Origin of the sequence: Microbacterium hydrocarbonoxydans (assembly GCF_000956475.1) — a bacterium.
GTDB classification, from domain to species: Bacteria; Actinomycetota; Actinomycetes; order Actinomycetales; family Microbacteriaceae; genus Microbacterium; species Microbacterium hydrocarbonoxydans_A.
Genome location: NZ_JYJB01000009.1, coordinates 626,271 through 646,232 on the forward strand (window position 1 = coordinate 626,271; position 19,962 = coordinate 646,232).

The following is a 19,962-nucleotide window of genomic DNA, read 5'->3' on the forward strand; positions in this document are numbered from 1 at the left end:
ATGGATACCGCCGACGTGTTCGAACCCTCCAGGGCCCGTCCGTGCTGCTGAGCTCGGAGAAGCGGGTCCGCGTCTACCGCGGGGCCACAGTGCTCGACGGCACCGGTGCCGACCGATTCACGGCCGACGTGGCGGTCGAGGGCGCGCGTGTCGTCGCCGTCATCCGGCCGGGAGATCCGACCACACTCGAGCTTCCGGCTGCTGCGGAGGAGATCGACGCTGTCGGGCTCGCGCTGGCTCCGGGCTTCATCGACATGCACGCTCACAGCGAGCTCGCCGTCCTCACGGGGGCGTCTCATGACGCGAAGATCCTGCAGGGCGTCACGACCGAGGTGCTCGGTCAGGACGGCCTCGGCTATGCCCCGCTCGACGACGTGTCGGCATCCGTGATCCCCGCCCAGATCGCGGGCTGGAACGGCATGCCGTCCGAGGCCCCGTGGCGCAGCATGGACGACCTACTCGCAGCGCTGGGAGCGGTGACCGTCGCGAACGCGGCCGTGCTGGTGCCGCAGGGGAATCTGCGGATGATCGCCGTCGGCCATGAGAACCGCGCGGCGACGCCCGCCGAACTCGACGCGATGTGCGAGATGCTCGGCACAGCACTCGATGCCGGAGCCTTCGGGATGTCGAGCGGTCTCACCTACACGCCCGGTATGTACGCCGACACGGCCGAGCTCGAAGCTCTCTGCAGGGTCGTGGCGGAGCGCGGCGGATACTGGGCTCCGCATACGCGCAGCTACGGGGGCGCAGCCCTCGACGCCTATCGCGAGGCGATCGAGATCGGACGCCGAACGGGATGCCCGGTGCATCTCACGCACGCGACCATGAATTTCGCACCCAACCGCGGCCGCGCCGCGGAGCTGCTGGCGCTGATCGACGAGGCGATCGCGGCAGGCGTCGATGTCTCCCTCGACACCTATCCGTATCTTCCCGGCGCCACGACACTCGCAGCTCTCCTGCCGAGCCGGCTCGCAGCGACGGGAGACCTGCTCGGAGCGATCACCGCCCTCGACGCCGATGGGCGGGAGTCTCTGCGTGTCGAGCTCGAGGATCGCGGCTGCGACGGCTTTCACGGCGAGCGAGCCGATTGGAGTGCGATTCAGGTCTCCGGAGTCTCGAATCCGGAGCTCGAGAGTCTGGTCGGCCGGACGATCGCCGAGATCGCGGACGACACCGGCAGGCGCGCAGTCGATGTCGTACTCGACACGATCGTGGCGGACTCGGGGGCGACCGGCATCCTGATGCACATCGGCGACGAGGACAACGTCCGCGCCATCATGACGCATCCTCGCCACAGCGGAGGCAGCGACGGCATCCTCGTCGGCGCCCGCCCGCACCCGAGAGGGAGAGGCGCCTTCGCGCGCTACCTCGGACACTACTCGCGGGATCTCGGCGTCCTGTCCCTGGAGGAGATGGTGCGCCATCTGTCGGCCAATCCGGCCGCGCGTCTGGGACTCGATCGCGGCGACGCGCCCCGCGGAGTCATCGCGGAGGGGGCGACGGCCGACCTCGTGCTGTTCGATCCCGAGACGGTCGCCGCGGGCGCGACGTTCGAGTCGCCGTTCGAGCCGCCCACGGGCATCGTGGAGGTTCTGGTCGCAGGGGTGCCCGTGGTCACGGGCGGGACCGTCACCGGAGCCGAGCCCGGCGCAGCGCTGCGCAAGCCGCCGCCTGCGCACCGCGCCATGATCCCGCATGTGCCGAGCGAGATCGACTCCCGCGCGGAGCCGTTCGTCTGGCGTCGCGAGACTCCGGTCGTCGGGGCGGACTACGTCGACGGACTGCGCCAGGCGTCCTGCCGGCTGAGGTCCGACGGGCCGGTCGACGGCCTGGCAGCGGCGGCGCTGCCGGCGATCCATCTCGCGATCGACGAGATGCTCGCCGCCGAGGCGGAGGCAAGAGGTCGCGTGGGTGAGGAGGCGTTCCGGGTCACGGTCTCGGCGGATGGCGTCGAGCTCAGAGGAGGGGGAGCTGCAGGAGTGTTCCGCGGGGCGGTGGCTCTCACCCAGCTGCGGGAGCCGGGTGCGGAGACGCCGCGCATCCCCGCAGGCACCTGGGCCGGGGCTCCCGCGTACGCATGGCGAGGCGCGATGCTCGACGTCGCCCGTCACTTCCGTCCGGTGGCGGAGCTGCGACGGCTCATCGACCTGCTCGCGGACCATCAGCTGAACGTGCTGCATCTGCACCTCTCCGACGACCAGGGGTGGCGGTTCGATGTTCCCGGCTATCCGCGGCTGAGGGAGGTCGGGTCTCGCCGGTCCGCCACGCAACTCGGCCACGGCCCGCTCGCGACCGTCGAGCCCGGCGTGCACGAGGGCTGCTACACGGCTGACGAGCTGCGCGATCTGATCGCCTATGCGCGCGACCGCTTCGTCACGATCGTTCCCGAAGTCGAGCTGCCCGGGCATGTCCAGGCGGCGCTCGCCGCATACCCCGAGCTGGGAAACGTCGACGTGAGCGATGAGGCGGAAGAGCCGTGGGAGCGTTTCGGGGTCAACCCGCGCACTCTGGCGCCGACCCAGGCGGCACTCGACTTCGGCTTCGCGGCGATCGACGCGCTGGTCGCGATCTTCGATTCGCCGTGGATCGGGATCGGCGGCGATGAGGTGCCCGTGACCGAGTGGGCCGAGAGCGAGGCTGCCGCTGAGCGCATGCGCGAACTCGGCCTTCGGTCGCCCCGCGACGTGCAGCCGTGGTTCACCAGCAGATTCGTCGAACGCGTGCGCAGCCACGGACGCACGGCTCTCGCGTGGGACGAGGTGCTCGAAGGCGAGGTGCCCGACGGCGTCGAGATCCTGGCGTGGAGGGGACCTGTGGCCATGAGCGAGGCGCTGCGGCGCGGCATCCCGGTGATCGCCTGCCCGGATCTCGAGGCCTACCTGGACTACCCCCAGTCCGACTCGGAAGAGGAGCCCATCAGGGTGGGGCCGCCGCTCACACTCGAGCGCGCGTACTCGCTGCGCGTCGAGCCCGGAGCTCTGGGTGGCCAGGCGAACGTCTGGACCGAGCATCTGCCGACGCGCGACCGGGTGGACTTCGCGATGTTCCCCCGGATCTGCGCGATCGCCGAGCGGCTCTGGGATGGGGGAGAACCGGCCGATGTGGCCGACCTGCTGTGTCGACTGCCTACCCACCTGCGACGGCTGGACCGGTCAGGTGTGCGCTATCGTCCTCTCGACGGACCTGCTCCGCATCAGCGTCGCCCCGGCGTCCCCGGCAAACCCCTCACAGTCGAGCAGCGCGAGGAGATCGTGGCCGGACTCGTCGAGCACCTCGTCCGGCGAGCGGATGCCGCCACCGGTGCCGCCCGTTAAGATAACGTTTCGGTAACCCTGAGCTCGCCGCCCGCGAGGAGGGTTGCGAAACTTTTGTTCGTAAGGTCTACTAACAAACATGTCCGTATCGGATGAAACGCGTCCCGCAACGTCGAGCGACTACGTCGGTGCGAACACGCACGCCTTCGGGCCCGGGCGCCATCTGCGGTCCCGCGCCAAGGTGCTCCCGGAGCACGCCCGCGGCCACAACCGGGCGCTCGTGCTGCAAACCCTCTACCACTCGGGGGCGATGAGCCGCGCCGACCTTTCGCGGGAGACGGGCTTGACCCGCGTCACGATCTCCGATCTCGTCGCCGAGTTCATCGCCGACGGCATCGTGGTCGAGATGGGCGTGCGTGAGACCGTCGGACCGGGCAAGCCGCCGATCCTCATCGACATAGACCGCGTCGGCCACCAGATCGTCGGCATCGACCTGTCGGGACCCCGTGCGTTCGTCGGAGCAGTGCTGAGCCTCGACGGAGATGTGCTGGAAAGGCGCGAAGTACCCCGGCCGGACTCCGCAGACGGAGACGCCGCGTACGCGGCGACGCTCGAGCTGGCGCGCGCTCTCGTGGGCGCCGCGACGCAGCCCGTGCTCGGCGTCGGCATCGGAACCCCGGGCGTCGTGCGTCCGGACGGCTATGTGCTGAGCTCGCCGAACCTGGGATGGTCCGGACTGCCGCTCGAGGCGAAGCTCGGCGTCGACCTGGATCTTCCGGTACTGGTGCGCAACGACGCGAACGCGGCGGTGCTCGCCGAGTACACCTTCGGCGAGGCGAAGGCCGACTTCATGCTCATCAAGATCGGACGAGGCGTCGGAGCGGGCCTGATCACCGGCAGCCAGCCGCTGGTCGGCAGCCGCTTCGCGGCCGGTGAGATCGGCCATGTCGTGGTCGGCACCGATGGCGGCCCGCGCTGTGCGTGCGGCAAGGAAGGATGCCTCGAGGCCTGGCTGAGCGTCAGCAGGCTGACCGCTGCGATCGACGCCGCGCCGGAGTCGCGCGATGAGATCCTCCGCGACGCAGGGACGCGCATGGCGGTGGGGATCGCGCCGATCGTCGCTGCGCTCGACCTCTCGGAAGTGGTGCTCTCGGGGCCGGCCGAACTGCTCGACGGCGTCCTCATCGACTCGGCGGTCACCACGCTGCACGCGCGCACCCTGGAAGGGGTCTTCGAAGACGTGCAGATCCGTCTCACGCGTCAGGACGACATCGTGCTCCGCGGCGCTGCGGTCATGGTCCTCTCAAGTCAGCTCGGCGTCTCGTGACCGGTCGGCGCATCCGCGTCGGCCTCGACGTCGGCGGCACCAAGATCGACGCCGTCGCGATCGACGGTGCCGACGAGATCGTCGGCCGTCTGCGTCGCGAGAGCGGCTGGGGAGAGCGAGAGGTCGTCGCGAACATCGTCGCCGCCGTGCGCGCTCTGGCTCACGAAGCCGAGTTCGAGATCGATGATGTGGGCTCCGTCGGAGTCGGCATCCCCGGACTCGTGGACGCCGATGCCGGACGGGTGATCCACGCCGTGAATCTCGGGGTGGAGTCGCTCGATCTCGCCGATCTCGGCCGCGCGCAGCTCGGAATCGCGTTCCGTGTCGAGAACGACGTCAAGGCGGCAGCGCTCGGCGCTGCGGTCCTGCGCGGCATCACAGGATCGATGGCCTATCTGAATCTCGGTACCGGCGTCGCTGCGGGCATCGTCGTCGACGGACGCATCTGGCGCGGGTCGCACGGAACGGCCGGGGAGATCGGGCATCTCTCCGTCGATCCGAACGGTCGTGTCTGCGGCTGCGGTCAGGTCGGGTGCATCGAGACCCTCTGCGGCGGGGGAGCCCTCGCCAGAGCCTGGGGTCGCCCCGGTTCGCTGCCGGTGCGTGACATCCTCGACGCTGCGGAAAGCGGCGACGCGGATGCCGTGGCGCTGCGCGCCGACCTCTTCCGGGGTGCTGCTGCTGCGACGCGCGCGCTCGTGCTGTCGGCCGATGTCGAACGCGTCGTCATCGGGGGCGGTCTCACCGCACTCGGCGACCGCCTCGACTCGGGGATCCGCGAGGCCCTCAGGCGGGACGCCGCGACGTCGGCGTTCATGCGCTCGCTGCGTCTCGATGAGAGAATCGAGACGCTTCCCGCCGGTTCGCCGGCGGCCGCTTTCGGGGCCGCGCTCGTCGGCGCCTCCGAATCATCGAAGGAGATCATGTCACATGGCTGAAGTCGTCATCGTCGAGAACAAGGATGCCGCCGGTGCTCTGGTCGCCGAGGAGATCATCGCACTGATCGAGAGCCGGCCGGACGCTGTTCTGGGGCTCGCCACAGGCTCGACCCCGTTGCCGGTCTACCAGGCGCTGCGCACGCGGATCTCCGGAGTCGACGTCTCCCGCGTGCGCGGATTCGCGCTCGACGAGTACGTGGGAATCGACCCTGCGCATCCCCAGAGCTACCGCTCGGTGATCACGCGCGAGGTCGTCGAGCCGCTGGGACTCGACCCGCAGCGCATCCACGTGCCCAACGGGGCAGAGGCGACGATCCAGCATGCCGGTGAGGACTACGAGGCGGCGATCACCGAGGCCGGGGGAGTCGACCTGCAGATCCTCGGCATCGGCACCGACGGCCACATCGGCTTCAACGAGCCGGGGTCGTCGTTCGCCTCGATCACCCGTGTCAAGACCCTCACCGAGCAGACCCGCGAGGACAACGCGCGCTTCTTCGACTCGATCGACGACGTGCCCATGCACTGCATCACGCAGGGCCTCGGCACGATCCTGCGGGCGCGGCATCTGGTGCTCCTCGCCTTCGGCGAAGGCAAGGCGCAGGCCGTGGCAGATGCTGTGGAAGGGCCCCTGTCGGCGATCCTGCCGGGATCGGCGATCCAGCTGCACCCGCATGCGACCGTCGTCGTCGACGAGGCTGCGGCATCGAAGCTGAAGCTCGCCGACTACTACCGCTACACGTTCACCAACAAGCCGTCGTGGCAGGGCATCTGAGCCCTCAGTTCAGCGGGACCAGGCGATCGGCAGCAGATGCTCCGTGCTCAACGGAGCGAGCGGAAGGTCGACGGCATCCTCGCGAGTGATCCAGCGCAGTTCGGCGAGCTCTGCCTGCACGGTCACCACGGTGGGGACGATCGAGGTCGCGAACGCCTGAGCGACGACGCGATGACCGGGTTCGTTCGCCGCCTCCGAGATGAAGGTGCCGAGCGGCTCGAGATCTGCTTCGTCGAGCAGGACGCCGAGCTCTTCGTGCAGCTCTCGGATCAGCGTCTGCGCGGCCGTCTCCCCGACCTCCGGTTTTCCGCCCGGCTGCATGAACCTGACGGTGTCCTTCTTTCGGACGACGAGAACCCGTCCTTCGTCGTCGACGATCACGGCCGCGCTCACGTGGATGTCAGGCATGTGCAGCGAACACCTTTCCCGGGTTCAGGATGCCGAGCGGGTCGAACACACGGGCGACCTGCCGCTGGATCTCCCATTGATCTGCCCCCAGCTCCTCGGCCAGCCAGCGGCTCTTGAGGGTGCCGATGCCGTGCTCGCCGGTGAGGGTTCCGCCGAGTGCGATGGCTGCACGGAACAGCGCGTCGGCCGCCGCCCACACGTGCGGCGGGGTCTCGGGACCCTCGAAGATGAAGTTCGGATGAAGGTTGCCGTCTCCCGCGTGTGCGACGGTGGGAATCGTCAGCGCGTACTCGCGCTCGATTCGCGCGATCTCATCGAACATGGCGGGCATCGCGCTGCGGGGCACCGACACGTCTTCGATCAGGGTCGTGCCGAGCGCGGCCATCGCGGGGTGCATCGAGCGCCGGATCGCCAGCAGCCGCTCGCCCTCCTCGCGATCGTGCGAGACCTGAACGACTCCGTCGTGGGCCGCGAGTACGGCGACCACGGCATCCGCTTCGGCGGCGGCCGCAGGTCCGTCGGTCTGGATCGTGAGCTGGGCGGTGCCGGCCGAAGGAGAGGGAAGACCGAGCAGCGACGCGACGGCGGCGAGGCTCGCCGCGTCCATCAGCTCCATGATGGCGGGCTGGATGCCTGCGGCGGTGACCGCGGCGGATGCTGCGGCCGCTGTCCGCACGCCGGGAAAGGTCGCCGCGATCGTGCACGTCGTGCCCTCGACGAGACGGCGCAGTTTGAGGGTCGCACCGACGATCACGCCCAGGACCCCCTCCGACCCGATCACCAACGAGGTGAGGTCGAGGCCGGTCACGCCTTTGACGCTGCGATGGCCGAGATGCAGGAGCCGTCCGTCGGCGAGGACGAGGTCGACGCCGAGCACCGCGTCTCGTACGACGCCGTACTTCGCGCAGAGCAGGCCGCCGGCGCCGGTGGCGATGTTGCCGCCGACCGTCGAGATGCTGCGGCTCGCGGGATCCGGCGCCCACCAGAGGCCGTGCGGAGCGAGCATGTCGTTGAGGTCGGCGTTGAGGATGCCCGGCTCGACGACCGCGAGCAGATCGTCGGGGCGGATCTCATGCACCGCCGTCATCCGGGCGGTGGACAGCACGATCTCGCCGGTTCCGGCGTTCGCGCCCCCGGCGAGACCTGTCCCGGCACCGCGGACCACGATCGGAGTGCGGGTCTCCGTGGCGATGCGGCATACCTGCTGCACGTGTTCGACGGTCAGCGCATGCACGATGGCGAGCGGAGTCCCCGACGCCGTGTGACCGGATCGGTCGCCACGGGCGACCTGAAGCGCTGCGGGGTCGGTGTCGACGATGTCGCCGAGAGCCTCCCGCAGCTGCTCGATCGCGTTCATGACAGGTTGCGACGCCCGCTGACGACTCCAGCGCCGACGGCGACAACGGCGAACGCCAGACCGATGAATGGCTGGTCCATGAGCCACCAGGCGATCGTGACGCCCACGTAGATCAGGAGCTCGACGGCGGCGCGCAGGAACGGATGCAGGCGCAGGACGGCCTTGGGAGAGAGGAACAGCGCCCAGACGAGCAGCACGACGACCGGTGCCCCGATGCCGAGGACGATGTTCCATGGCATCGGCCAGGTGGCGAAGCCCCAGAGCGCGAGCGTCGCGATCGCCACCACCAGGACGATGGCGCGGATGACGTCGAGAACGGTGACGTTCGGACGGTCGACGCCGGGCACGGGTGCGGATTCCTGGGACATGATCCCAGTCTATTCGCCGCTCGGAGGCTATCCGGCCGGTGTCGACGCGGCGTCGACACCGGTGAGAGCGGTGTCGGCCACGGTCGTGAGAAGGCTCTGGGCTTCGGGCACGGCCGCCGCCGCCGGGGCGGGCTCGGGGGCCGGCGACAGATCAGCCGGAGCGGTCTCAGCGGGTGCGGGCTCGGTCGCAGGGGGCGCAGGCGTCGTCTCAGCGGGCGCAGACGTGGTCTCTTCCGGGGCCGGAGCCACGGTGTCCGATGTCGTGGCCGGGTCGGCTGTCGTGGCCACAGGCGCGGCCGCGGCGTCGGGCTGGAGAGTGGAATCCGTGCTGCCGGACGTCTCGAAGATGACGAGAAGGCACGGGATCACGCCTGGGTAGTAGTCGTTGAGATCCCACAGCGTGGTGGATACGGCTTCGCCGTGCAGACCCTCTGCCGTGTAGAAGAAGTCGACCGTCGCATTCGCGCACATCTGCGCGAGGGTCGGTCGCAGATCGATGGTTCCCGCCCCCACTGCCGGGTCTGCCTCGGTCCCCACCAGCGCGGCCTCGCCGTTGCCTCCGGTCGAGCCGTCGATCAGGGTCGTGACCGTGACGCCCGCTGTGCCCGTGACAGGCACGCTGTAGTGCGTCGTGATGTCCCCTGCAGCCCACCAGACCGATGCGGCGCCGACCGTCGGCGTGCCCTCGGGCGCGGTGGGAGTCGGGTCGGTCGGATCTGTCGGGTCGGTGGGGTCGGTCGGGTCGGTCGGGTCCGTGGGGTCAGTCGGGTCGGTGGGATCGGTCGGCTCCACCGGGGGAACCGGCGGTGTGGTCGGCGCAGTCGTGACGGGTGCCTCTTCGACGGCGGGCTGCTGCTCGATCACGTCGGCAGGGGGAGGCGTCGGCTCTTCGGCAGGCGGAGTCTCGATCACGACGGGCGATTCGGTCGTCATCGAGTCATCGGGCGCGATGTCGGTCGAGATCGACGACGACGAGTCTGCGGCTGCCGCATCCGGCAGGGACATCGCCGGTCCTGCTCCGGAGAGAGCCGGAAGGATCGTGGCCGCGGCGACCACTCCTGCCACCACGAGGACTGCTGTTCCCGCGCCGACCAGGGCGCCCATTCCGGTGAGCGCGCCGCCGACGGTGCTGGCTGCAGCCCCCGCCGAGCCGCCGGCGCCTGCCGATCCGCCCGTTCCTCCGGTTGACCCGGTGCCTGCAGCGACGCCCCCGGCGACGCTCCCGCCCGCGACCACACCGCCCTGGATGACGCTGGACGGCATCGCTGCGAGTGCGACGATCGGCGTGCCGCCGCCTTGCAGCGTTGCCAGGTAGCCGGCCGAGCCCGCGATGCCGAGCACGAGCGGCAGCAGCACGAGAGCGAGACGCGTCGAGACGTCCTTCGCCTCGGCCGCGACGATCATGCACCGGGCGCATTCGTCGAGGTGCTGCTCCAGGCGCTTGTGATCGCGCGTGCCGAGGTTGCCTCGCGAGTACGCGCCGAGGTGCTCGATGGTCCACTGGCACTCGGAGCCCGGCTCAGCGCTGCGCAGATGGGCCTGGATCCACGCCTCGCGCAGGCCCTCGCGTGCACGGAAGGCGAGCTGCGACACGGCGCCGGCCTTCATGCCGAGCAGCGGCGCGACCTCGTTCGGCTTCATCTGCTCGATCTCGGTGTACCAGAGCACCTCCTGCCACCGGGAGGGAAGGCTGCGGAACGCCTGGGCCGTCAGGCTGCGATCGAGCGCCTCGTTGGACGCCTGCTCGGTGCTGTCGGGATCGGCGACGGAGTCGAGCTCGTCGATGGCCGACTCGCGGCGCGAGCGTCCCCAGGCTGCGGCTGTGTTGCGGATGCTGGTGAACAGGTAGGCGCGGAACGAGCCGTTGGGCCCACCCCCCTTGATGATCGCCTGGTAGATGCGGGTGTACGACTCCTGCACGAGGTCGTCGGCATCGATCGACGAGGTGATCGAGCGTGCGACGGACATGCCGGACGGGTAGTGGCGTCGCCAGAGTTCGCCGAACGCCTCGGCATCACCCGATCGGGTGCGCAGAACCAGTTCGGCATCGGCGATCGTGTCGTCGTGCAGGGTGTTCTCGTCGTCCACAGCCATCCATCTGTCGTGAAGCGCGGATGCGCCTTCACAGGAAGAGACGCGTGAGAGTCGTATTCATCACGCGTCTTTCCATTCTCACCCCAATCGCTCGGCATGGCCAGCCCTCGGGACAATCCGATCGAAATCCGTCGTGCCGGGAGAATCCCAGATCCGGGGCGAATCCTGTCGCGTGGCCGGATGCGCGACGGAAGATTCTCGAAAAACTTCTGAGAATGCGCGTAATGAATCGGGAGGAGCGTCGTCTCATCATGCAGAGACAGCTGATGGAACATCCACCGGGGGGCGGATTTCCTAGGCGCTGGTGCGAGGGGAAAAGCACCGGCAGGGCAGGTCGGGAGCCTCGGGGGAGGAGTTCCCGGCCGCCCTCTCTGACACGGGGAAATGGGGAAGAGGCTGCCGCTCTGGGGACCGGCGGCCTCCCATCCGCATGAAAAGAAGGACCGGAGTGCGCAGAGCTGCGCGTCGTCGCGCGATGCGTGGCCTCAGAGAGTCGGCCGCTCTCCCACCCATACGCGCACGACGTGCAGCTCCGCATCCAGCAGTACCGCGTCGCCGCAGCATCCGCTCCGCAGCGCTCCGAGCGCGTCGCCTGCGCCGATCGCGCGGGCCGGTGTCTCGGTCAGTGCCCGCACGGCAGCGGGCAGAGGCACGCCCGCCTGCACGGCACGACGCAGAGCCACGTCCTGTGTGAGTGTCGAACCCGCGATCGCGCCGGTGTCGTCCGCCCTGGCGACGCCGTTCTCGACGGTGACGCTGACGGCGCCCAGATCGTAGTGACCGTCGGCGCTGCCGGCCGCGGCCATGGCGTCGGTGATGAGCGCGACGCGCTCGGGCGCCGAATCGAACAGCAGCTTGATGACGTACGGGTCGAGATGCACGTTGTCGGCGATGCCCTCGAGCACGACCCGATGGTCCGCTGCAGCCGCGAGCACCGGGCCGGGCGCGCGGTGATGGATGCCGGGCATCGCGTTGAACGCGTGAGTGAGGATCGTGGCGCCGGCCTCGAACGCGGCTGTCGCGATCGCCGCGTCGGCATCGGTGTGCCCGACGGCCGCAGCGGCTCCCGCATCGACGATCTGCCTGATGGCATCGAGACCGCCCGGCAGCTCGGGGGCGATCGTCACCTGACGAACCGTGCCTCGGCCCGCATCGAGCAGTCGTGCGACATCCTCGGCGGCGGGCTCGCGCAGCAGCGAAGGCTCGTGCGCGCCGTGATGGCCAGGGTCGAGGAACGGTCCTTCGAGGTGTGAGCCGAGGATGTCGGCATCCGTCTGCATGAGATCGGCGATGGCCGACACGCTGCGGGCGAGGTCGTCGAGTGAAGCCGTGACGAGCGAGACGACGGCCCGCGTTGTCCCGTGGGCGCGATGCAGGGCGCGTCCTGTGCGGATGGCCTCGACGCCGTCGTCGAAGGACGCGCCGGCACCGCCATGGCCGTGAATGTCGACGAATCCGGGGGTGAGCACGGCATCCGCTCCTGCGATCGTGCTCGCGTCGACGATCTCGTCGGCGGGGGCCCAGTCGTCGCCCGTGCCCCGATCGGTCACGACGCCGCCCTCGATGCGCACCCAGCCGTCGTCGACGATCGCCCCGCCGTCGACGATGCGGGCGGAGTGGATGACGAGCGAGCCCGTCGGAGTGGGGTGAACAGTCATCGTGCGCTCCAAGGAACCTCTGCGCTGGGGTGGAAGCTGATGCCCTCAGCCTTCCACAGCGGGGCCATCGCTCCCAGGCGCTCGCGGAAGGACTCCCAGCTGCGCTCGGGGGCCGCACGCGGAGACCAGGAGATCTCGGCGTGCGCGGCGGCGCGCGGGAAGACGAGCTGCTCGACGTCGGTCCAGGTGCGGGCCGTCTCGGTCCACAGCGGCGCTTCGATGCCGAGGATCGCGGCGTCCGGCAGATCGAGCACGGCCGTCGGATCCCAGTCGTAGGCGGTCTGCACGTCGATCGTCCCGGCCCAGTCGAGGCCGAGCGGGAAGTCGGGGGAGTACTTCATGTCGAGGTAGGCCGCGTTCGAGGGCGACATGATCAGCGCGCCGCCCCTCGCCACGAAGCGCGCGGCTTCGGCAGCGTGCGCGTCCTCCGCCGTCGTGCCGCCCCAGTACTGCCCGACCGTGCCCTCGGCGATGTCGCCCGCCGAACCCATCTCGTGCCAGGCGAGCGGGGTCTTGCCCGCCTCGACGACGATCTGCGTCACGCGTGCGGCGAACAGGTCGAAGTCGGCCTGAGGTGTGCCGAGCGACTCGTCGCCGCCCACGTGGATGTAGGGACCGGGGGTCATCTCCGTGAGCTCGCGGACGACGTCGCGAATGAAGTCGTAGGTGCGGTCTTCGTGGATCCGCACGCTCGAATGCCCGACGCCCCACCCGGTGTACGGCTCTCCGGACACCGGCAGCGGCTGGCCGAGGCGCGCCGAATCGGCGACCAGGTCGTCACCCAGAACCGGTGCTTCCACGAGGTCGGGATAGGCGACGCCGATCGCGTGCGTGTGGCCAGGGAGGTCGATCTCGGGGATCACGATCATGTGGCGGGAGGCCGCGTAGTCCACGATCTCGCGGTAGTCGTCCTTGGAGTAGAAGCCGCCGGGGTCGCTGTTCGCAGCGCTCGCCGACGCGCGTTCGGTGAGCAGCGGCCACGAGTCGATCTCGATGCGCCAGCCCTGGTCGTCGCTGAGGTGCAGGTGCAGGTGGTTGAACTTGAGGGCGCTCGTGCTGTCGATGAACCGCTTCACGTCGGCGACTCCGAAGAAGTGCCTGGCCACGTCGAGCATGACGCCTCGGCGGGGGAAGCGCGGGGCATCCGCGATCTGCGCGCGGAGGAATCCCCAGCTGCCGTCCTCGTCTTGACGCAGCAGCTGCAGCAGGGTCTGGAAGCCGTAGAAGAGCCCCGCGTCGTCGGCGCCGATGATCTCGACCCTGTCGCCGACGGTAAGCGTATAGCCCTCGGATGCGGCGACGGCCGAGTCGACGCGCAGCACGATCTCGGCACCGCCGTCTGCCTCCACGAGGCGGATGCCGCTGCGCCGCTCGATCGCCGCGATCAGCTGCGTCGCGGCGGGCGCCGGCCCGGCGATGCGGAAGCCCGTGGCGACCGGCATCCGTCCTTCCTCTGCGGTCGCAGACACGGGAACCGGCACGAGCGGCAGAGGATACGGAAAGACCATGAACAAAACCTACCCTGCCGTGTTGCGGGCTGAACAGGGGCGGATGTCATCACGGCGTCATCGCCCGCGGCATCCGCTATGCTCGTAACCGTCGCGACTGGCGTCTGGGTGGACTACCACCGGGGAGCGACTGACCACGGAATTCGACCGCGCGCCTGGGCCGATGAAGCATCCCTTCGAATCCGTCGTCAGAGGAGCACGTCACATGACCGACCGTTACTTCAACGCCCCGCTCGCCGAGGTCGACCCCGAGATCGCCGAGGTCCTCGATCGCGAACTCAAGCGCCAGCAGACGTTCCTCGAGATGATCGCGTCCGAGAACTTCGTGCCCGTCTCGGTGCTGCAGTCGCAGGGCTCCGTTCTCACGAACAAGTACGCCGAGGGATACCCCGGCCGTCGATACTACGGCGGCTGCGAAGAGGTCGACGTCGCCGAGGAGCTCGCGATCCAGCGAGCGAAGGACCTCTTCGGTGCCGAGTTCGCGAACGTCCAGCCGCACTCGGGCGCCTCCGCGAACGCCGCCGTGCTGCACGCGATCGCCCGCCCCGGTGACACCCTGCTCGGCCTCTCGCTCGATCAGGGCGGCCACCTCACGCACGGCATGAAGATCAACTTCTCCGGCCGTCTCTACGACATCGTCGCCTACGGCGTGAACCCGGAGACCTCGACGATCGACATGGACGAGGTCCGCCGTCTCGCGATCGAGCACAAGCCGAAGGTGATCATCGCCGGCTGGTCGGCCTACCCGCGCACGCTCGACTTCGCGGCGTTCCGCGCGATCGCCGACGAGGTCGGTGCGCTGCTCTGGGTCGACATGGCGCACTTCGCCGGCCTCGTCGCCGCAGGGCTCCACCCGAACCCCGTGCCGCACGCCCACGTCGTCTCGTCGACCGTGCACAAGACGATCGGCGGCCCGCGCTCGGGCTTCATCCTCACCAACGACGCCGACATCGCGAAGAAGATCAACTCCGCGGTCTTCCCGGGTCAGCAGGGCGGCCCCCTCATGCACGTGATCGCGGCGAAGGCGACCGCGTTCAAGCTCGCGGGCACTCCCGAGTTCAAGGAGCGTCAGGAGCGAGTGCTGCGGGGAGCTGCGATCCTCGCGGAGCGCCTCTCGCAGCAGGACGTGAAGGATGCCGGCATCGGCGTGCGCTCCGGCGGCACCGACGTGCACCTGGTCCTGGTCGATCTGCGCGATGCCGCGATCGACGGCAAGCAGGCCGAAGACCTGCTGCACGACATCCACATCACCGTCAACCGCAACGCCGTTCCGAACGACCCTCGTCCGCCGATGGTCACCTCGGGTCTGCGCATCGGCACCCCGGCTCTCGCGACCCGCGGGTTCGGCGACGCCGAGTTCACCGAGGTCGCCGACGTGATCGCTCTCGCGCTGCTTCCCGGTGCGGACGTCGAGGCACTGCGCGCCCGCGTCGACGCGCTCGCCGCAGCCTTCCCGCTGTACCCCGACCTGCAGCAGTAAGCATCAGCATCCGCGATCCCGCTGCGCCGAGTGCACGGGATCTCGGCGAGTGCACGGCTTCTCGACGTGAGGAAGCCGTGCACTCGATGCCAAGCCGTGCACTCGGCGCGTGGCGACAAGGAGAAAGACGACATGACCGCGAAGATCCTCGACGGCAAGGCTGCCGCAGCCTCCATCAAGGCCGAACTCACCGAGCGCGTCGCCGCTCTCAAGGAGAAGGGCATCGTCCCCGGCATCGCGACGGTGCTCGTCGGCGCGGACCCGGCCTCCCAGCTGTACGTCGGCATGAAGCACCGGCAGTCCGAAGCCATCGGCATGAACTCGATCCAGCGTGAGCTCCCGGCGGACGCCACGCAGGAAGACGTCGAGGCGCTGATCGACGAGCTCAACGCCGACCCCGACTGCCACGGCTACATCGTGCAGCTGCCGCTGCCGAAGCACCTGGACACGGATGCGATCCTCGAGCGGATCGACCCGGCGAAGGATGCCGACGGACTGCACCCGACCAACCTCGGCCGCCTCGTGCTCAACGTGAACAACCCGATCACGACGCCGCTGCCGTGCACGCCGCGCGGCGTGATCGAGCTGCTGCTGCGCAACGACTACGACCTGGGGGGCAAGCACGTCGTCGTCGTCGGGCGCGGTGTCACGATCGGCCGACCCATGGGCCTGCTGCTGACCCGTCGCGACATCAACGCCACCGTCACCCAGGTGCACACGGGTACCCCGGACATGTCGCCGTACCTGCGTCAGGCCGATGTGATCGTGGCCGGGGCGGGCGTCAAGCACCTCATCAAGGCCGAGGACGTCAAGCCGGGTGCCGCGGTTCTCGACGTCGGTGTCACGCGCGAGACGGATGCCGAGACCGGCAAGAGCCTCGTGTTCGGCGATGTGCACCCCGATGTCGCCGAGGTCGCGGGGTTCCTCTCGCCGAACCCGGGCGGCGTCGGTCCGATGACCGTCGCGCTGCTCATGACGAACGTCGTCGAGGCCGCCGAGCGCCTCGTCTGACCGGCGCCGCGGTCTCAGCCCAGCTCGTCGAGCATGCGGCGCTGCTCGGCGGTCAGGCCGTCGTTCAGCTCCTGGCGGCCTTCTGCGGTCGCGGAGGAGTCGGATGCCGGAGCATCGCCTCCCCTCGGCCTCTGAGCCTGTCGAAGGGTCGCCGAGACGGTGTCGTAGACCTCTGCCGTCTTGGCGCGCAGCCGGTCGTCGAAGCGGTCATAGACCATCCAGCCGATCAGGAGCACGAGGGGTGGCAGAGCCAAGCCCCAGAACCCCGAGGCGCGCACGGCGCTCAACCACACGGTGAGCACCCAGATGATGAGTTCGACGATGTAGACGAGCGCGTATTGCACGGTCTTCTCGCCGACCTGCGAGCGGTCTCCTGCGGACTTCGCCGCGGAGCGCCGGAAGGCGGCGCCGAGCGCGGGCTTCACGAACAGCGCGGCGAGGGTGAGGATCACGGCCGCCCACAGTGCGTGGAATCCGACGCTGACGCGGCTGAACAGCAGGCCGATGAGCACCAGGACGACGACGTTGAACACATAGAGCGCGGCGAACCGGACGATTCCGTTCTTCATGGCTCCAGATTCCCACATCCGCGCCCTGGGCTCGGCGTCAGGCCTTCGCGCCGAGCGAGCCGTCGAAGCCGACGATGCGCGCCTGCTCGTCGAAGCGGAAACGCGCCGACCCCGAGGCATCGACCACGGTGGCCCCGGTGTAGTTCTCATCCGCCCAGGTGAGGTTCCAGCCCGCGAGGCGGGCGAGATCCCAGACCGCGGTCCGAGCGTCGGGAAGGGCGAGGCCGGAGAGGATGCGGGGGAGCGCGATGACCGCCGCGGCGACGGTGAGATCGGGCAGGGGCGCGTCGAGCAGGAAGACGGCACGCGTGCCGCCGCCGATCGGCGCCGAGTAGTAGGGGGCGCGTCCCGTGATCTCGGTCGCTGCGCCGCCGACCGTGTGCGCGGAGGCGGCGATCCAGGATTCATCTCCTGATGCATCGGCGGGGAACGGCAGCTCCGGGTCGAACAGCTCGGCGATGCCCTGCTCGAGCCCGTGCGCACGCAGTCGGCTCGCGAGCCCGTCGGCGGCGCCCTGTGGATGAGCCCAGGCCCACAGCAGGGAACGCGGTCCCGGGGCGATCGTCGCGATCAGATGCGCATGCGTGACGATCTGTCGCGAGGGATCGGCGTTCGCGGTGAAGGTGATCGTGCCGGCGGTCATGTCGGCGTCCCAGCGGTGATCGCCCAGCTCTTCGGTCGCGGTGACCAGGGCGTCCTGGCGGAGGGCGGTGAACAGGGCGGCGCGGTCGGCGAGCGACTGGAGAGCGGCGAAGGTCATGCGCTCAGTCTTATCGGGGTTGCTATGAATCCGCCAGCCGGGTCAGCGCGCGACCGCGCCCTCGATGCGTCCCATCCGCCAGACGCTGGGCACCAGCATCGTGCCCAGTGCGATCACGGCGTAGACGACCGCAGAGCCGACGAGCAGCGACGATACGTCGACGTGCCCGATCAGCCAGCCGAAGGCGAGGGTGCCCAGCGGCATGGCGACGAAGCTCGCCAGCATGTCGTAGCTCGCGACCCGAGACAGCTTGTCTCCGGGGATCTGCTCCATCTCGGTGACGTTCCATCCGGTGTTGAACACCTCGACTCCCGCGCCTGCCGCGAAGGCGGCCACGGCGACGACGAGGGCCTGCGGGTACAGCCCCATCACCGCCAGGGGAACCGCGAGAAGGCTCACCGCCAGCATCCCCCATCGCAGTGGCCGCCGAAGCGGCAGCCACATCATCAGGAGCGTCATGAGCAGGATGCCGGCGCCTTCGGCGCTGAGCACCCAACCCCATCCCGTGATGCCGAGGCGGGGATCGTTCTTGGCGATGTAGGGACCGGCCACGCCCCAGGCGCCGATGTGGATCGCGTTCATCACCATGAAGGCCAGGCAGATGCTCCACATCCACGTGCGCGACCAGAACTCGTGCCATCCCGTGCGCAGATCGCGGAAGAAGCTCGACTCGGAGGGATCGGGAGCCGGCAGCCTCACCATCGCCAGCAGCACGATCGCCACGATCCAGGCTGCCGCCTGGATCACCATGACCCAGGCGGGGCCGGCCGTGGCGACGAGCGCGCCCGCGATGATCGGCCCGCCGATCGTCGTGGCCGATCGCACGAACGAGAGCATCGCATTCGCCTGCTGCAGATGCGCGGGAGTCGTCAGCTGGGGGATGATGCCCTGCATCGCAGGCATCACGAAGGCGGATGCTGCGCCGTTCACGGCAGACAGCGCCGCGAGCAGGGGGATCGTCGCGCTGCCGGTGAACAGGAGCGCGGCAGTCGTGCCGATCGAGAGGATGTCGATCACGTAGCAGGTCTGGATCACGAGGGCGCGCGGCAGCCGATCGGCGACCACTCCGCCGAAGATCAGGAACACGACGTTCGACAGCGTGAACACCGTCAGCACGATCGCGAGGGACTCCGGCGCGTTGTCGATGCCGAGAACGGCGAACGCCAGCGCGATCGACGACATGGAGCCGGCGATCATCGTGATGGCCCTGGAGAGGAAGAACCAGCGGAAGCCGGTGTCCCGCATCGCGGCCAAGCCGCGCGTCATCGACGGGATCCGGGTCTCTGCATCCGTTCATCCTGCCACGCGGGCCGGGGCGGGAGCCGTCGGCGGACCCGTCGGCGGCTCAGGTTGGGGCGACCGCCGTCGACGAGCGCACCACCAGCTCGGCCGGCATCCGCACGTGCTCGGGCTCGCCGCCCTCGAGCATCGACAGCAGCACGCGCACGGCCGACTCGCCCATCTCGATGAGCGGCTGTCGCACCGTCGTGAGCTGCGGGACGCTGGACGCCGCCTGCGGAACGTCGTCGAAACCCACGACCGACAGATCGCGCGGCGTCGTGAGCCCGCGCTCCGCGGCCACCCGGATCATCTCGATCGCCGTGAGGTCGTTCGCCGCGAACACCGCAGTGGGCGGATCGGGGAGCGTGAGCAGGGCGTGCGCTCCCGCCGTCGCCGACGCGGCCCGGTAGCCGCCGTCGATGATGAGGGCGGGGTCGGCGCGGATGCCTGCGGCCTCCAGAGCCTGGCGGTAGCCCTCCTCGCGCTGCTGGGCCGACTCGAGGTCGGTGCGGCCGCGCAGATGACCGATGCGGCGGTGACCCAGCGAGATCAGATGCTCGGTCGCGGCCCTGGCGCCGTCGATGTTCTGCACGGCGACGGTCGCAGGCCCGTCGGGACCCGTGTGCGGGTCCACCGCGACGATCGGGACCGACGAGTGGGCGGGGGTCGTGGTCGGTGTCACGAGGATGGCGCCGTCGATCAGGGTGCCGCCGAGACGGGAGAGCGATCGTCGTTCCCAGCCCAGATGGTCGCCGGCCGATACCGTCCCCGCGTACGCCAGCACGTCGTACGGCGTGCCCTGCAGTGCGGTCGAGACGCCCTGCAGAAGCTGCAGCGCGAACGGCTCGAACTCGGCCACGAGAACGCCGATCACGTTCGTGCGTCCACGGCGCATCGAGGTGGCGACGAGCGAGCTCTCGTAGCCGAGCTCGGCCACGACCTTGAGCACGTGGGCGTGGGTCGCCGCTGAGACGCCGTCGCGATCGTTGATCGCCTTCGACACGGTGGCGACGGAGACCCCGGCTGCGCGGGCGACGTCGGTGATCGTCGGTCTGCGGTTCATGTCATCCAGTCTACGTTTGGAAAACGTTATCGATATCGATTGACACGATCGGGTTCGCAATGTCAGAGTGGGCGAAGCACATTTGGTGTGGGCGGCAACATATCAAGGCGGATG

Annotated in this window: 16 protein-coding genes and 1 riboswitch; of the genes, 6 read left to right on the plus strand and 10 right to left on the minus strand. The window is 69.4% G+C overall.

The window, feature by feature from the left end:
• Positions 1–41: 41 nt before the first annotated feature.
• From RS84_RS12110 to nagB, 4 genes are all read left to right on the plus strand, one after another.
• A complete protein-coding gene (locus RS84_RS12110) occupies positions 42–3,314 on the plus strand; it encodes a family 20 glycosylhydrolase (protein ID WP_045258005.1) in 3,273 nt (1,090 codons plus the stop codon).
• A 79-nt stretch (positions 3,315–3,393) separates the two neighbouring features.
• Positions 3,394–4,581: an ROK family transcriptional regulator gene (locus tag RS84_RS12115; RefSeq protein ID WP_045258006.1), complete on the plus strand. Its 1,188-nt coding sequence runs from the start codon at positions 3,394–3,396 to the stop codon at positions 4,579–4,581.
• A complete protein-coding gene (locus tag RS84_RS12120; RefSeq protein WP_235281484.1) occupies positions 4,578–5,519 on the plus strand; it encodes an ROK family protein in 942 nt (313 codons plus the stop codon). The genes RS84_RS12115 and RS84_RS12120 overlap by 4 nt, the downstream gene beginning before the upstream one ends.
• Complete coding sequence (gene nagB / locus RS84_RS12125; protein ID WP_045258007.1) at positions 5,512–6,291, plus strand: glucosamine-6-phosphate deaminase; 780 nt, start codon at positions 5,512–5,514, stop codon at positions 6,289–6,291. Before RS84_RS12120 ends, nagB begins: the two co-directional genes overlap by 8 nt.
• Before the next feature lie 9 nt (positions 6,292–6,300).
• Here nagB and RS84_RS12130 read toward each other — a convergent pair whose 3' ends face one another.
• The 6 genes from RS84_RS12130 to RS84_RS12155 all read right to left on the minus strand — a co-directional run bounded on the left by RS84_RS12130 (position 6,301) and on the right by RS84_RS12155 (position 13,684).
• Positions 6,301–6,699 carry an NUDIX hydrolase gene (locus tag RS84_RS12130; RefSeq protein WP_045258008.1) on the minus strand — a complete coding sequence of 133 codons (399 nt, stop codon included), beginning with the start codon at positions 6,697–6,699 and terminating at the stop codon, positions 6,301–6,303.
• Positions 6,692–8,056, minus strand: a complete 1,365-nt coding sequence (locus tag RS84_RS12135) for an FAD-binding oxidoreductase (protein ID WP_045258009.1) — start codon at positions 8,054–8,056, stop codon at positions 6,692–6,694. The genes RS84_RS12130 and RS84_RS12135 overlap by 8 nt, the downstream gene beginning before the upstream one ends.
• Positions 8,053–8,424, minus strand: a complete 372-nt coding sequence (locus RS84_RS12140) for a YrdB family protein (RefSeq protein WP_045258010.1) — start codon at positions 8,422–8,424, stop codon at positions 8,053–8,055. Before RS84_RS12140 ends, RS84_RS12135 begins: the two co-directional genes overlap by 4 nt.
• Positions 8,425–8,451: 27 nt before the next feature.
• Positions 8,452–10,518 carry a sigma-70 family RNA polymerase sigma factor gene (locus RS84_RS18695; protein WP_082062166.1) on the minus strand — a complete coding sequence of 689 codons (2,067 nt, stop codon included), beginning with the start codon at positions 10,516–10,518 and terminating at the stop codon, positions 8,452–8,454.
• A gap of 485 nt (positions 10,519–11,003) precedes the next feature.
• Positions 11,004–12,176 carry an N-acetylglucosamine-6-phosphate deacetylase gene (nagA, locus tag RS84_RS12150; protein WP_045258011.1) on the minus strand — a complete coding sequence of 391 codons (1,173 nt, stop codon included), beginning with the start codon at positions 12,174–12,176 and terminating at the stop codon, positions 11,004–11,006.
• Positions 12,173–13,684, minus strand: a complete 1,512-nt coding sequence (locus RS84_RS12155) for a family 20 glycosylhydrolase (protein ID WP_045258012.1) — start codon at positions 13,682–13,684, stop codon at positions 12,173–12,175. The genes nagA and RS84_RS12155 overlap by 4 nt, the downstream gene beginning before the upstream one ends.
• An 83-nt stretch (positions 13,685–13,767) precedes the next feature.
• Positions 13,768–13,852, plus strand: a riboswitch (ZMP/ZTP riboswitch).
• Between the two features lie 37 nt (positions 13,853–13,889).
• On the opposite strand from RS84_RS12155, the gene glyA reads away from it, so the two are divergent.
• Both glyA and RS84_RS12165 read left to right on the plus strand, forming a co-directional pair.
• A complete protein-coding gene (gene glyA / locus RS84_RS12160) occupies positions 13,890–15,164 on the plus strand; it encodes a serine hydroxymethyltransferase (RefSeq protein ID WP_045258162.1) in 1,275 nt (424 codons plus the stop codon).
• Between the two features lie 132 nt (positions 15,165–15,296).
• Positions 15,297–16,175 (plus strand): bifunctional methylenetetrahydrofolate dehydrogenase/methenyltetrahydrofolate cyclohydrolase, encoded by an 879-nt coding sequence (locus RS84_RS12165; RefSeq protein WP_045258163.1) that lies wholly within the window; start codon positions 15,297–15,299, stop codon positions 16,173–16,175.
• A gap of 14 nt (positions 16,176–16,189) precedes the next feature.
• Here the strand turns inward: RS84_RS12165 and RS84_RS12170 are convergent, their stop codons facing one another.
• From RS84_RS12170 to RS84_RS12185, 4 genes are all read right to left on the minus strand, one after another.
• Complete coding sequence (locus RS84_RS12170) at positions 16,190–16,744, minus strand: hypothetical protein (protein ID WP_045258013.1); 555 nt, start codon at positions 16,742–16,744, stop codon at positions 16,190–16,192.
• A 37-nt stretch (positions 16,745–16,781) separates the two neighbouring features.
• A complete protein-coding gene (locus tag RS84_RS12175; RefSeq protein ID WP_045258014.1) occupies positions 16,782–17,504 on the minus strand; it encodes a DUF6882 domain-containing protein in 723 nt (240 codons plus the stop codon).
• A gap of 42 nt (positions 17,505–17,546) precedes the next feature.
• Positions 17,547–18,770, minus strand: a complete 1,224-nt coding sequence (locus tag RS84_RS12180) for an MFS transporter (protein ID WP_045258015.1) — start codon at positions 18,768–18,770, stop codon at positions 17,547–17,549.
• 79 nt (positions 18,771–18,849) lie between these two features.
• Positions 18,850–19,848, minus strand: coding sequence for a LacI family DNA-binding transcriptional regulator (locus tag RS84_RS12185; protein ID WP_045258016.1), 999 nt, complete (start codon positions 19,846–19,848; stop codon positions 18,850–18,852).
• Between the last annotated feature and the right edge of the window lie 114 nt (positions 19,849–19,962).

Excerpts from the sequence above, each read along its gene's own strand:
- RS84_RS12115 (WP_045258006.1), top strand. The coding sequence starts at position 3,394 with ATGTCCGTATCGGATGAAACGCGTCCCGCAACGTCGAGCGACTACGTC.
- nagB (WP_045258007.1), top strand. The coding sequence starts at position 5,512 with ATGGCTGAAGTCGTCATCGTCGAGAACAAGGATGCCGCCGGTGCTCTG.
- RS84_RS12130 (WP_045258008.1), bottom strand. The coding sequence starts at position 6,699 with ATGCCTGACATCCACGTGAGCGCGGCCGTGATCGTCGACGACGAAGGA.
- RS84_RS12135 (WP_045258009.1), bottom strand. The coding sequence starts at position 8,056 with ATGAACGCGATCGAGCAGCTGCGGGAGGCTCTCGGCGACATCGTCGAC.
- RS84_RS12140 (WP_045258010.1), bottom strand. The coding sequence starts at position 8,424 with ATGTCCCAGGAATCCGCACCCGTGCCCGGCGTCGACCGTCCGAACGTC.
- RS84_RS18695 (WP_082062166.1), bottom strand. The coding sequence starts at position 10,518 with ATGGCTGTGGACGACGAGAACACCCTGCACGACGACACGATCGCCGAT.
- nagA (WP_045258011.1), bottom strand. The coding sequence starts at position 12,176 with ATGACTGTTCACCCCACTCCGACGGGCTCGCTCGTCATCCACTCCGCC.
- RS84_RS12155 (WP_045258012.1), bottom strand. The coding sequence starts at position 13,684 with ATGGTCTTTCCGTATCCTCTGCCGCTCGTGCCGGTTCCCGTGTCTGCG.
- glyA (WP_045258162.1), top strand. The coding sequence starts at position 13,890 with ATGACCGACCGTTACTTCAACGCCCCGCTCGCCGAGGTCGACCCCGAG.
- RS84_RS12165 (WP_045258163.1), top strand. The coding sequence starts at position 15,297 with ATGACCGCGAAGATCCTCGACGGCAAGGCTGCCGCAGCCTCCATCAAG.
- RS84_RS12170 (WP_045258013.1), bottom strand. The coding sequence starts at position 16,744 with ATGAAGAACGGAATCGTCCGGTTCGCCGCGCTCTATGTGTTCAACGTC.
- RS84_RS12175 (WP_045258014.1), bottom strand. The coding sequence starts at position 17,504 with ATGACCTTCGCCGCTCTCCAGTCGCTCGCCGACCGCGCCGCCCTGTTC.
- RS84_RS12180 (WP_045258015.1), bottom strand. The coding sequence starts at position 18,770 with ATGACGCGCGGCTTGGCCGCGATGCGGGACACCGGCTTCCGCTGGTTC.
- RS84_RS12185 (WP_045258016.1), bottom strand. The coding sequence starts at position 19,848 with ATGAACCGCAGACCGACGATCACCGACGTCGCCCGCGCAGCCGGGGTC.